General features: G+C 40.5%; 14 protein-coding genes. 8 read left to right on the forward strand and 6 right to left on the reverse strand.

The window, feature by feature from the left end; all coding sequences use genetic code 11:
- Window positions 1–3: 3 nt before the first annotated feature.
- Genes JO943_RS02935 through yaaA form a run of 4 tightly spaced genes read right to left on the reverse strand, consistent with a single transcriptional unit; the run spans window position 4 to window position 2,407 of the window.
- Window positions 4–696, reverse strand: a complete 693-nt coding sequence (locus JO943_RS02935; protein ID WP_202739930.1) for a hypothetical protein — start codon at window positions 694–696, stop codon at window positions 4–6.
- Window positions 697–709: 13 nt separating this feature from the next.
- Window positions 710–1,330, reverse strand: a complete 621-nt coding sequence (locus JO943_RS02940; protein ID WP_202739931.1) for a metal-dependent hydrolase — start codon at window positions 1,328–1,330, stop codon at window positions 710–712.
- A 9-nt stretch (window positions 1,331–1,339) separates the two neighbouring features.
- Window positions 1,340–1,603 (reverse strand): hypothetical protein, encoded by a 264-nt coding sequence (locus JO943_RS02945; protein ID WP_202739932.1) that lies wholly within the window; start codon window positions 1,601–1,603, stop codon window positions 1,340–1,342.
- Between the two features lie 21 nt (window positions 1,604–1,624).
- Window positions 1,625–2,407: a peroxide stress protein YaaA gene (yaaA, locus tag JO943_RS02950; RefSeq protein WP_202739933.1), complete on the reverse strand. Its 783-nt coding sequence runs from the start codon at window positions 2,405–2,407 to the stop codon at window positions 1,625–1,627.
- A 126-nt stretch (window positions 2,408–2,533) separates the two neighbouring features.
- Between yaaA and JO943_RS02955 the strand changes: the two genes are divergently transcribed.
- A complete protein-coding gene (locus JO943_RS02955) occupies window positions 2,534–3,163 on the forward strand; it encodes an alpha/beta hydrolase (RefSeq protein ID WP_005230875.1) in 630 nt (209 codons plus the stop codon).
- Between the two features lie 92 nt (window positions 3,164–3,255).
- Window positions 3,256–4,326 (forward strand): DUF2157 domain-containing protein, encoded by a 1,071-nt coding sequence (locus JO943_RS02960; RefSeq protein ID WP_202739934.1) that lies wholly within the window; start codon window positions 3,256–3,258, stop codon window positions 4,324–4,326.
- On the opposite strand, the gene rtcR is transcribed toward JO943_RS02960, so the two are convergent.
- The gene (gene rtcR / locus JO943_RS02965) at window positions 4,327–5,928 is read right to left on the reverse strand and encodes an RNA repair transcriptional activator RtcR (RefSeq protein WP_202739935.1); all 1,602 of its coding nucleotides are present in this window, start codon (window positions 5,926–5,928) and stop codon (window positions 4,327–4,329) included. It lies immediately after the preceding gene.
- A gap of 67 nt (window positions 5,929–5,995) precedes the next feature.
- Between rtcR and JO943_RS02970 the strand changes: the two genes are divergently transcribed.
- The 6 genes from JO943_RS02970 (at window position 5,996) to JO943_RS02995 (ending at window position 11,645) form a co-directional block, all read left to right on the forward strand.
- On the forward strand, window positions 5,996–6,958 hold the full coding sequence (locus JO943_RS02970) for a ribonuclease Z (protein WP_202739996.1): 963 nt from the start codon (window positions 5,996–5,998) through the stop codon (window positions 6,956–6,958).
- A gap of 297 nt (window positions 6,959–7,255) precedes the next feature.
- Window positions 7,256–8,524, forward strand: a complete 1,269-nt coding sequence (locus JO943_RS02975; RefSeq protein WP_199973054.1) for an RtcB family protein — start codon at window positions 7,256–7,258, stop codon at window positions 8,522–8,524.
- Window positions 8,525–8,592: 68 nt separating this feature from the next.
- Window positions 8,593–9,297: a DUF4145 domain-containing protein gene (locus JO943_RS02980; protein ID WP_202739936.1), complete on the forward strand. Its 705-nt coding sequence runs from the start codon at window positions 8,593–8,595 to the stop codon at window positions 9,295–9,297.
- On the forward strand, window positions 9,297–9,755 hold the full coding sequence (locus JO943_RS02985; RefSeq protein ID WP_004806564.1) for a DIP1984 family protein: 459 nt from the start codon (window positions 9,297–9,299) through the stop codon (window positions 9,753–9,755). Before JO943_RS02980 ends, JO943_RS02985 begins: the two co-directional genes overlap by 1 nt.
- Window positions 9,756–10,013: 258 nt before the next feature.
- A complete protein-coding gene (rtcA, locus tag JO943_RS02990) occupies window positions 10,014–11,063 on the forward strand; it encodes an RNA 3'-terminal phosphate cyclase (protein ID WP_202739937.1) in 1,050 nt (349 codons plus the stop codon).
- A gap of 12 nt (window positions 11,064–11,075) precedes the next feature.
- Window positions 11,076–11,645, forward strand: a complete 570-nt coding sequence (locus tag JO943_RS02995; RefSeq protein WP_005230896.1) for an RNA 2'-phosphotransferase — start codon at window positions 11,076–11,078, stop codon at window positions 11,643–11,645.
- An 18-nt stretch (window positions 11,646–11,663) separates the two neighbouring features.
- On the opposite strand, the gene JO943_RS03000 is transcribed toward JO943_RS02995, so the two are convergent.
- Window positions 11,664–13,124 carry an aminoacyl-histidine dipeptidase gene (locus JO943_RS03000; RefSeq protein ID WP_005230897.1) on the reverse strand — a complete coding sequence of 487 codons (1,461 nt, stop codon included), beginning with the start codon at window positions 13,122–13,124 and terminating at the stop codon, window positions 11,664–11,666.
- Window positions 13,125–13,155 lie beyond the last annotated feature (31 nt).

Here is a 13,155-nt window from a genome sequence, read left to right on the forward strand (position 1 = left end):
TTTCTAGCATTTTAATGCTATCTGTAATGAACTTTTTATATCATTCACAATATATTTTGGTGCAAGGATAAACAAAAGCATTTCAGCCCAATACGGCTCACTCTTAGCATATACTTCCATCGATAATTTTTTCATTAATTGGCAATAATCATGATAAGCAATGCGGTGAGTTTTATAGTTCACAGGACCATCAAACAAATTAAAAATCGTATTAAGTTCATATTGAGTTATATCAGCATTCCTTCCAATCGGCTGAGGATAAAACTCCTTGAATGTTGAATATTTAAACAACAACCAGTTTAAAGAATAAATGACTCTGGAATCATAAACTGCATAAGCCTGATGATCCATAAATGATGCGACTTTTGATAAAGAAGAGATCACTGAAAAAGTAGTTCTTGTTAAAGCACCTTTTGTAAGTTCACTTTCAAATTTAAGCAATAACAGGTCATTTTTAGGATTTTGCTTAAAAGAACGTATGCCTCCCCACTCTTGAATCAACCAGTACCGACCAGCTAAATCGTCTGAATTCAATAAAGAATTGAAATTATGTTTTAAATAAATATTTTGCTCAAATATTGAGGCAAGATGCACAGGGATTGGTAATGGATTACTTTCTGGCAACTCCCATATAAAATATTTTTCTAACGGATGCTGTTTCGCTAGCTCTTTCAATGTTTGAATTAGCTGGTCCATGATTCTCTCAATTCTAAATGTTTAATATTCGATTTAAATTTTGCTTCGCTCTTTGCCCAAAATTCTGTTGAAAATATTCGGTTTGATACAACGGTTCTGCTTGATAAAAATGTGCGAGAACTTCTTTTCTTTTAATCGCATAAACATCTAGATCTACCCAAGCATATTCTTGTTGAATCTGTTGCTCATACTCCTCGAAACGTTCTGGTGAAGCCGCTAGAATCGCCAAATCGATATCTAATAAAAACTGCAAATCCAACTCATTCGTCGATTCGTGCTTTTGCGTGGCAACAATCCATTGCTTTATCTTCTGAACGATATCAATTGATAAATCTTGAGCCAAATACTGTTCAAATAGCTCTGCACTTTTCAGCTCATTATCTTTTGCTTGCGGATCATAGATCGCATCATGAAACCAGAGTGCTAACTCAACTGAATAAGCATCTTTTAAATCAGGTCGAATTGAATCAAGTAAAACCAGACATTCATACAAGTGCTGAAGCGTATGATAAGCCCGCTGTTTTTCACTATAGGCAGCAATCAACTTGTTAAAAATTTTCTGCGGTTCAGAGAAATGATAATGCCGATGCAGCTCAAACCATGATTTTTCTAATAAGCTTAAATATTGCTGCATTGCTCATCCTCATTGAATTGCTTTATTCAGCCACTTTGCCAAGGATTCAGCATCTTTACGCTCAAGAAAGAGCTGATACAAGGTACAGGAACCAAACTCATGTTTTAGCTCATGTTGACGGACAGGATGATTACCAAACCGGAACCGTCGAGTGCCATCCGTATCTAAAGGCAATGCATACACCCCATAACTCCGAGGTTCGGTCAGATGCCCTTTGATTCGGACTTGATCAGACGATATCGCGTGTTTTAATAAATGCTGTTTGGTTAACATCCCACCCTGCCCAAGGCAAATCTAAGCTGCGTGCTGTTCATCTCGTTTAAAGACCAATTCTTTATCCGATGAACTTTCAGCATCAAAGTAATACCCTTCACTATCAAATGCTTTTAATTGTTCTACTTGGCTTGATTTATTTTCAATCAAGTATCTCGCCATCAGCCCACGCGCTTTTTTCGCATAGAAACTAATGACTTTGTATTTTCCGTTTTTCTGATCCAAGAATACAGGCTTGATGATTTCTGCCTGAATTTTCTTTTCATTCACAGATTTATAATATTCGTCAGAGGCCAAATTTACCAATACTTTTGCATCAATTTCAGCTAAATCCTGGTTAATTTGATCGGTGATCATACTGCCCCAGAATTCATATAGATTATGTCCACGGCTATTTTTTAGTTTAGTTCCCATTTCCAAACGGTACGGCATCATCAAATCCAATGGACGTAATAAACCATAAAGACCAGACAACATACGCAAATGCTGCTGTGCAAAATCAATATCCTGATCGTTTAAGTGATAAGCATCTAAACCGGTATACACATCGCCTTTAAATGCAAACAAGGCTTGACGTGCATTGGAAAAATCAAAATCTGCATTCCAGTCACGGAAACGTTCTACATTCAAGGTGGCGATTTTCTCGCTCACGGTCATCAACGATGCGATTTCACTCGCAGAAAGCTTGCGACATACATCAATCAACTGCTGTGATTGTTCTAATAAACGTGGCTGAGTAAATGTATCCGTAGGTAAAGCCGTTGTGTAATCAAGTGTTTTCGCTGGAGAAATTAAAGCAAGCATAATCAATCAAAAAATAAATTTAACTTGATGAAACTATAACAGTTGATAATTTTTAATGCCAATTCGTGTTTTCATTCTTCATTATCGGTAAAATAGTGGATTCTTCCATTATCCATTGCGTATCTTATGTCTGAGCAATTATTCATCCAGGGTCCTGTTGGTCAAATTGAAATGTTTGTCGATCAACCTCAAGGTGAAGTCACAGGTTTTGCTGTGGTCTGCCATCCACATCCCTTGCAAGGTGGAACACCAAATCATAAAGTCCCTGTACTGCTGGCTCAGATTTTTAATGAAATGGGCTGTGTCGTATATCGTCCTAGCTTCCGTGGTTTAGCTGGCAGTGAAGGCACCCATGATCAGGGACACGGCGAAACGGATGACATTATGGCAGTGATTGAATATGCACGTGCAAAACATGCAGGTTTAACCTTCTATGCAGGTGGTTTCAGCTTCGGCTCTCACGTATTGGCAAAATGCCAAGCCCAACTCAGCGAAGAATTACGCCCCAAACAACTGGTGTTATGTGGCTTACCTACGGGTTCGGTCGTCGATTTACGTCATTACAAGACCCCAGCTATCGACGGCGATATCCTGTTTGTTCATGGCGAGCAAGATGATATTACCCTGCTCTCAGATATGATCGCGTGGGCAAAACCACAAAAACATCCGATCACGATTTTGCCAGGCGCCAATCATTTCTTTACAGGTTATCTAAAACAATTGCGTCAGGTCATTGCCCGTTTTTTAAAACTGTAGACTTAACAACAAATTACTAAGAAAAATATACGTGTTTTGAATCCAATGTCTGTTATATCAGTAGAGATGTACAGACATTGGGTTCTTTAATAATGAAATTCAATAAAAAACAGGGACTTTTTTTAAAACAAACCATTGAACAATGGCAGCAACAAGGCACGATTACGCCCGATGTGGCCAACAAGTTAAAGCATAGTTTTTCGATTCGTCCATTTGACTGGGAACGAATGGCAAAATACTCATTCTGGATTGCAATGATTTGTGCCGTGATTGCCATCGCTGCAATAACTGCCGATCAGTTCTTGATGGAGCTGATTGAAAAAATCTTTATCGATTCCAAGATTATCCCATGTCTGATTTTTGCTGTGGTGGCGGCCGGCTTTTATGGCTTTGCCTATCGTCGACGTAGAACCAAACCCCAGCATCAATTTAGCAATGAAGCGATTATTTTCGCAGGCGTGCTATCTACCGCAGCGTCCGTCGCCTATTTCGGACAAGCGATTGATACAGGCAGTGGTCATTTTTCTTTGTTATTTCTGCTCTCCACTCTTATTTATGCAGCACTTGCGTTCTGGTTCCCCTCAAAACTGATCTGGGTATTCTCGCTGCTTGCGCTCGGTTCTTGGTTTGGGACGGAAACTGGCTATATGTCAGGTTGGGGTGCCTATTACCTAGGCATGAACTTCCCGTTACGCTTTGTCTTTTTTGGCGGTGCCTTGATTGGCTTAAGCCTGCTATTTAAACGCTATACATATTTTAGAGATTTCGCCCATCCAACTTATGTCATGGGACTGCTTTATCTGTTTATTGCTTTATGGATTCTCTCGATTTTTGGCAATTATGGTGACTTGAGTAGCTGGTATAACGTTAAACAATACGAGTTACTACATTGGGGCGTTTTATTTGCCTTTATTGCCATCATTGCGATTGTTTATGGTTTAAAACATGATGATGCCACCTCACGCGGTTTTGGTATCACTTTCCTATTTATTAACCTCTACACCAAGTATTTTGAGTTCTTCTGGAATGGCATACACAAAGCTATTTTCTTTATCTTGCTCGCTGCATCTTTCTGGTGGATTGGCCGACATGCCGAAAAACTTTGGAACTTGGAGTTTCTACCCAACCAATCCAGAATCAAGAAAGAATATCCAGCTGAATGATTACTGAAAGTTACGCCAACTCAAGCCAAACCGGGCCAAATACTTTTTGACCCGGTCGCTGTCATTGGTGGTGTTACGTTGCTGGCGTGAAGCAGCAAACAGTTGGCGGCCAGCATCTGCCATCGATTTGGCATGTTCACAGACTTGTAGCACGCCACGCAGCTGAATCTGATCAAATTCATCAATCTCGCGCAACTGGGTTTGATCTAAATATTTGAGGAGAATATCGATATCTTTAGATTGGTTTTGTGTGGTTTGAATCGACCACAGTTGCTTTAAACGCTGAATCTCTTTTTCCACCGTTTCTAAACGGATCAACTCACCACTGGATAATGTCGCTAATCGGGTCACACTGGCGGTTAAATCCCGGAAATTCCCCTGCCACGATGCTTCTTTAGACTTGGCAAATTTCAAATACACATCGAGGGCATCACGTTGAAAACGTAATTGTCGTTGATGATTTGCCGCAAAGCGTTGCAATTCAAACTCAACATTCGGGGCAATATCTTCAATTCGATCTTTAAGATTCGGTAAAAAGAAAGTCCAGGTATTCAGTCGCGCCCATAAATCCTCTCGGAAATGACCTGCTTGCACTTCGGCTCTCAGGTCTTTATTTGTGCCTGCAATCAGTTGAAAATCGGCCTGAACCTCTTTATCACTTCCAACAGGAAAGAAGGATTTGTCCTCAAGTGCCTTCAGCAACATTGCTTGCTCATCTAGCCCAAGCTCACCAATTTCATCCAGAAATAAAATACCCTGATCAGCACTTTTTAATAAACCTGTTCGTGAAGCCGCTGCACCTGTAAAAGCCCCTTTGATATGCCCAAACAAACTCGACATGGCACTATCGCCACGTAACGTTGCACAGTTCACATCAATAAAACGCCCACTCAAATGAAATTTGTCTTTCTTTAATTGAAAGATTTGTTTGGCTAAATGCGATTTACCTACACCTGTGGCACCCATAATCAAAATCGGTGCGCTGGAACGTGTCGCCACCAACTCAACCTCGGTGATCAATTGATTAAATTCGTGGTTATAGGTTGAAATATTGGCTTTTAACTGTTGCCAGTTTTGTTGCTGTTCATCTTCAAAACGTTGCTTGAGCACATCATAACGTGACAAGTCCAGATCGATGACGCGGTATTCACCTTCGGGCGTTTTTTGTTGGTTGGGTGCACTTTGAATCAGCTTGGCAGGTAGATAATTGGCATCGACCAATAGATACCAACAAATTTGCGCAACATGAGTACCTGTGGTGATATGCAAAAGATAGTTATTGTTTTCCGTATCAAAAGGATAAATTTTCACAAAGTCATACAGCGCACCATAGACCTCGGCAAAATCCCAAGGATCACGAATACTGACACGCTGGCCTGAGACAGTGCTCGATGGCGATAAGTGCTGGGCATCTTCAGCAATAAATTTAACTAGATTATGATGTTGCCGATCATGCAACAGTACCAGTTCATCCACCATCAGATCTTCATGCATCAGAAGGCTCAAGGTTGGACGCCAGCGTTGCCATCGGTCAGGACGCTTGCCCTGATCTAAAGTAGAGCCGACAAAGCCAATCACGACAGTTTTCTTTGCATTCAGCATAATTTCTATAATATTTTATATATGACTATCCTATACAATACGCATTTCAATGCAAAATTCCAACAATATGCTTCATTTTACTTTTTTAGGCACCTCTTCTGGTGTACCCACACTCACACGCAACGTCTCTGGCCTAGCCATCCGTAACAGCAAGAATAAAGACTGGATCTTGGTCGATGCTGGCGAAGCTACACAGCATCGTATTCAACAGGCCAAACTTTCATTGCAAAGCCTAGTTGCCATCTGTATTACCCATGTTCACGGCGATCATTGTTATGGATTGGTTGGCTTATTGGCCAGTGCAGGTATGAATGCCCGTACTGCGCCTTTAACTATTATCGCACCTAAAGAAATTCAACAATGGATTGAGGTTACCGCACAATTAACGGATTTACATTTGCCCTATCCACTCAACTTTATCGATGTGAATGAAGCAACTCAGATTCTATCGTTAACCGATGAACTCTCGATTCAAGCTCATCCACTGAGTCACCGCGTACCCAGTTTTGCATTTAGTATTATTGTGCATTACACCCAAAAGAAACTAGATACACAGGCTTTAGTTCAACTCGGCGTACCCAAAGGTAAAGCTTGGGGAGACTTACAACACGGTCAAGATATTCAGTTTAATCAACAAACGTTGAAAGCAACTGATTTCACTCAAATCCAGACGCAACGTATACATGCCATCGTGGGTGGAGATAATGATCGTCCTGAGTTATTAGCGCAAGCATGCCAAGATGCCCAACTCCTCATTCATGAAAGCACCTACACCCAAGCTGTTTTAGAAAAAGTGGGTTCAGGCCCCATGCATAGTTCTGCAAAGAGAGTGGCTGAATTTGCTCAACAGCAAGGGCTAAGTAATCTGATCTTGACGCACTTTAGTCCACGCCATCAGGACTATGCCGGGCAACAAGCAATTGCTGAAGAAGTTAGAAAATTCTATCAAGGCAACTTCTACTTGGCTCATGATTTTGATCAATTTAGCTTAGAGGAGACAGGACAACTTACAAAAATTAAAAAAACTTAATAAGTTTGCAGTATGTGAGGAGCTAGATAAAACTCATAATAACATATATATCTTTTAGGATATTTTTATATCTTAATGAATATAAAAAATTTACTAAAACCATGCCTTGATTACAACTTAAAATATATTCAAAAATTTTATTTTAATTATTTATCAATGCTTTACTAATTATAAAAATTAAATTTAAAAAAGTTGGCACAGTCAGTGCAACAGTATAGACACACAACATCATTGGGATCTTGTGAATATCACCTGCCTGCAAACGCTTGGCAGGCAGGCTTTGAAAGGAAAATGAAAATGTCTGTCGTTGAACAAATCAACCAACAAGCTCAATTTGAACAAGAACAGCAACAACGTGCTTATCAAGTTTTAAAAAATGAAACGAGTATGCCAGTAAAAATGTGGACCAATGGTGTGCTTGTTGACGACAACTCCAAACAACAATTACTACAAACCGCACAAATGCCGTTTATTTATAAATGGATGGCCGTGATGCCCGACGTTCATTTTGGTTTAGGCGCCACCATCGGAAGCGTGATTCCAACCAAAGGAGCAATTATCCCAGCTGCCGTCGGTGTTGATATTGGCTGTGGGATGATGGCGACGCGTACCAGCTTAACCGCCTCTGATTTACCAGATAACCTATATGCTTTACGTACTGAACTGGAACGTTTGATTCCGCACGGAATGACCAAACGTGGACGAGATAAAGGTTCTTGGGAAACTCCACCTGAAATGGTAGATCAGGCCTGGGCTGATTTAGTGGCAGACTTTGAATTGATCTGTGCCAAGCACCCTCGCCTAAAAAATACCAACAACCGCAAACAATTGGGAACATTAGGAACCGGAAATCACTTTGTCGAAGTCTGTCTGGATGAACACGACCATGTTTGGATTATGTTGCACTCAGGTTCTCGCGGTGTCGGTAATGCCATCGGTAATCATTTTATCGAGCTAGCGCGTAAAGATATGCAAAAGCATTTTATTAATTTACCCAACAAAGATTTGGCATATTTAGTCGAAGGTACTGAGCATTTTGATGATTACTGGTTTGCTGTCGGTTGGGCACAGCGCTTCGCCATGAAAAACCGTGAAATCATGATGCAGTCTGCCATTAAAGCCTTAGCAACGATTATCCCAAAACCGTTCCAAGCACGCTTGGAAGCCGTGAATTGCCACCATAATTACGTGGAAAAGGAACAGCATTACGGTGAAGAAGTGATGGTAACGCGTAAAGGTGCTGTACGCGCACGTTTGGGAGAATATGGAATTATCCCTGGTTCAATGGGAGCCAAGTCTTTTATTGTTCGTGGGCTTGGAAATCAGGAATCGTTCTGTTCATGTTCGCATGGTGCAGGTCGTGTCATGAGCCGTGCTGAAGCAAAACGTCGCTTTACCGTAGAAGATCAGATTGCGCAGACTGACGGTGTGGAATGCCGCAAAGATGCAGCCGTGATTGATGAAATTCCGTCGGCTTATAAACCGATTGAAGATGTAATGAATGCACAAAAAGATTTGGTTGAAGTGGTTTATACACTAAGACAAGTAGTGTGTGTTAAAGGATAGAAATAGTATGATCTAAATGTTCATTTTAGATTACAACTTTAAAAAAGATTAAATTTAGGAGAAACTAAATGGCTTTTTCGTGGACATGCCCTTACTGCAATCAAAACGCGACTATTACAGATTCAAATATTTATCGTAATCGCTTTAAATTTAATAAAGGAAACATTGAAGGAAACCTTGCTTTTACATTTACAGCTATTACTTGCCCAAATAATGATTGTAAACAATTTATATTAAATAGCAGCCTACACCATACATATGATCTTGACATCAGTAGTAGTTCATATGGTGATCCATTATTTACGTGGCAGTTAAAACCCAGTTCACTTGCAAAACAGTTTCCAGATTATATTCCTAAAGCTGTTTTAGATGATTACAACGAAGCTTGTTTGATTCGCGATCTTAGTCCTAAAGCATCAGCAACTTTATCACGAAGATGTTTACAGGGCATGATTCGTGATTTCTGGAGCGAAACAAAATCTCGTTTAATTGATGAAATCAATGCCATTAAAGATAGAGTTGACCCTATTACTTGGCAGGCAATAGATGCGGTAAGAAAAATTGGCAATATCGGCGCACACATGGAAAAAGACATTAATTTAATTGTTGATGTTGATCCGCAAGAAGCTCAAATGTTAATTAGTTTGATCGAAATGCTGATGAAAGAATGGTACATCGCAAGATATGAACGACAAAAACAACTTGAAGCTTTAATTGGGCTAGATGCGAAAAAAGCTGAACAAAAAAATACTCCAAAATTGGTAAACGAATAATGAAATTAGCAGAAGCACTTTTACTGCGAAGCGATCAACAAAAAAAGCTCGCTTCATTAAAACAGCGGATCAACGCCAATGTACTGGTACAAGACGGTGATGAACCGAGCGAAGATCCAAATGAACTGATCAAACAAGTATTTGCTTTAACCCAAGAAAGCAATCAGTTGATTTGTCGTATTCATTTGACCAATGCACAAGCCAAGTTGGAAGATGGAAAAATATTGCTATCCCTACTAAGCTTACGCGATAGTTATGCTGAACAACATAAGATCCTCGTTGATGCGATTGCCAATACCCATCGTGAACCGGATCGTTATAGCTCACGTGAGATCAAATGGAAGAAGGTTATCCCTGTTTCTAGCTTGCAAAAACAAGCCGATGATATCAGCGCGAAATTACGCGATTTAAATATCAAGATTCAGGCTGCCAATTGGCAAATTGATTTAGTCGAATAGACAACAAATTTTGTGAATTTAGTTCACAAGCACAGTTTGGGCATACTGGGCGAGTACAAGATCCTGCATTACTCCGATCTGAGGGATTGAAAATAATTCAGGCGGCTATGGCAGCATGTGAGCCGTGCATCAATCTTCACTGATTAGGCTCAGCACCATGTACCTAGCAAAGCTTTGCCAAAAGCAAAGTCACACGTTACTTCGCATTACCATGTACTGACAGTATGTTCATTAAATTACAAAATAAGGAAAATAGAAGTGAATAAAGCTTTGGCAAATATGCCAGCAACCATCCAGATTGATGGTTCACAAGGTGAAGGTGGAGGACAGATTTTAAGAACTGCCCTTGCCCTTTCGATGATTACAGGTCAGGCATTTGAATTAATCAACATTCGTGCTGGGCGAAAAAAACCAGGCTTAATGCGTCAGCATCTGGTCTGTGTACAGGCATCCCAACACATCAGCCAGGCCTATGTGGAAGGTGCTGAACTACATAGCCAGCGTTTGTACTTCGCACCACAGCATGTACAAAGTGGAAAATACCAATTCCAGATTGGTTCGGCAGGAAGTACGACACTGGTTTTACAAACCCTCTTACCGGCTTTGTTATTACAAAATGAAGCGAGTGAATTGACTATTTTTGGTGGCACTCACAACCCGCTTGCGCCAACGGCAGATTTTATCGAGCAGTGCTTTTTGCCTGCATTAGAAAAACTTGGAATAGCGGTCGAGTTTAAGTTAAATAAAGCAGGCTTCTTCCCGATTGGTGCTGGTGAAATTCAAATCAAGATTCAACCTTGGCAACATCGAAACAAGTTAAATTTATTAGATCGTGGTACTTTGCAAACGACAAAGGCTTTTGCGGCAGTACTCAACCTTTCCGAAGAAGCACAAATCGCACAACGGGAACTGGCAACCTTAAATAAAAGACTAAAACTGGATACACAACAGCAGTTTCATTTAAACGGCATTAGCCAAGGTAATACGGTGTATGTCAAAGTTGAACATCAGCATCACATCCAGCTATTTACTGCTTTAGGTGAAATGCGCAAAAGTGCAGAACAAATTGCCAATCATTTGGCGGAACAGGTGAAGCAATATATTAATTCTCAAGCTGTAGTAGATGAGTATTTGACAGATCAGTTGTTATTACCTTTGGCATTGGGTCACGGTGGTGAATTTACGGCACAATGTATTAGTGAACATACCCGTACACAGGCTGCAATGATTGAAAAATTTATTGATTGTGAAATTGAGTTTATCGAACTCGACCAAAACCTGTTTCAGGTCAAAGTAAACGTAGAATAGTGAATATTAAATATGAAAGAACATACTCAAATAAGCAAATTTTTAAGCCTGATATTACGACATAAGCCTGAACAAATTGGGCTTCAACTTGATCAAGAAGGCTGGGCAAAAATTGCTGAGCTTATTGAAGCTGCACAACAACACAATGTTCCTCTAGATGAAGCATTACTCCAAGTCATCGTAGAACAAAATGATAAAAAACGCTTCCAAATCTCAGAAGATGGTTTGATGATCAGGGCTGTGCAAGGCCACTCAACAAATACGGTACAACGGCAAATGATTGCGCTTGAGCCACCACAATATTTATATCATGGCACAGCGAGTCGATTTATAGATTCAATTCAGACGCAAGGCCTAATCGCTGGACAGCGCCATTATGTGCATCTAAGTGAAAATAAAGAAACGGCTTTGAATGTAGGCCAACGCTATGGTAAGCCTGTGCTATTTTTGATTAACACACTACAAATGTATAAAGATGGTTTTGAGTTTCATCAGGCAGAAAATGGTGTTTGGCTAACAATACATGTACCAACACAATATTTATCATTGATTGATCAGACCAAGACAGGATCATTGGTCTGATCTGATTACAACATTAAATTAAGCTACACTCTCCAAAGCCGTTACCAGTAACTTCCAGCATTTATCTACCGTATCTACTTTAACTCGTTCACCAGGCGCATGCGCCCCTTGAATATCCGGGCCAAACGATACCATCTGCAAATCAGGATAATGCTCCGCAATAATGCCGCATTCCAAGCCCGCATGAATCACTTTCAAGTTTGGCTCAATCTTAAATGCAGATTGATAAGCTTGTTGTAGACATTTCAATGCAGCCGATTCTGGATTCGGTGTCCAACCTGAGACTAAGGGCGTTAACTCTGACTGAATTTCAAAGCTGGCAAAATGCTGTTGAATATTATGTGCGAATGTCACTGCTTCTTGGTTCACCATCGAACGAACCATAATCAAAGTTTTGACCTCATCTTTGGTCAGTTTGACCACACCAATATTATTCGAGGTTTCAACTACATCGGGTAAAGCACTACTCCACTGTGCAATACCATATGGACATGTTGCCAATGCCTGCAACCAAGCTTGTTGCTGCTGCAATGAAATAACTTCGTTTATCTGGTTGGCATTTTGCTGTGCGGTGATTTGCAACTGCTCATCAATGCCTTGCAGTTTCTGCTGCCATTCAGCTTGTATTGCTGCAACTGCTTGTTCTAAGTCAGCCAGTTGTTCAGTTTCAATTGCAATCGTCGCCACTGCTTCACGCGGGATAGCATTACGCGCTGTTCCACCGACAAATTCAACCAATCGACCATTGGATTGTGCCAAATACTCATTGAGGAAATGGGCTAAAATCACATTGGCATTACCACGCCCCAGATGAATATCAACACCAGAGTGTCCACCTTTTAGTCCTGACACTAGCACATCTACATAAATTAAATTAGCGGGTGCTGTTTCATATGCAAGTGGCTGTCCTACTTCTAGGTCAATACTCCCAGCACAGCCAAGATAGAGTTCGCCCCATTCCTCTGTATCGATATTAAATAACCATTGTCCAGTTAAAACGCCTGTCTCAAGTAAACGGGCACCGCTCATTCCCGCCTCTTCATCAATAGTAAGTAGAACTTCAATCGGACCATGCGCAATATCATTTGATTCTAATACTGCTAACGCCAGTGCAACTCCAATGCCATTATCGGCACCCAGTGTAGTATTTTCAGCAATCAGCCAGCCATCTTTTAATACGGGTTGAATGGGGTCTTTGAAGAAATCATGCTGGGTGCCGCGATTTGCCTGAGTCACCATATCTAAATGGCCTTGCAAAATCACACCTGCAACGTGTTCTTTACCTGCTGTAGCAGCTTTGCGAATAATTAGATTACCAATGTCATCCACATAGGTTTGCAAGTTGCGCTGTTCCGCCCAATCTTTTAGATGTTGTCTGAGTTGTTGTTCATATTTGGAAGGTCGAGGAATCGTACATAAGGTCTCGAAATGTTGCCAGACCACTTGCGGAGATAATTTAGAAAAATCGACCTGTATCATGCACCTATACTCTCAAATAAAGCGTTTAAAT

The organism is Acinetobacter sp. 'aerobic (ED)' (assembly GCF_904886855.1).
Classification (GTDB): domain Bacteria; phylum Pseudomonadota; class Gammaproteobacteria; order Pseudomonadales; family Moraxellaceae; genus Acinetobacter; species Acinetobacter courvalinii.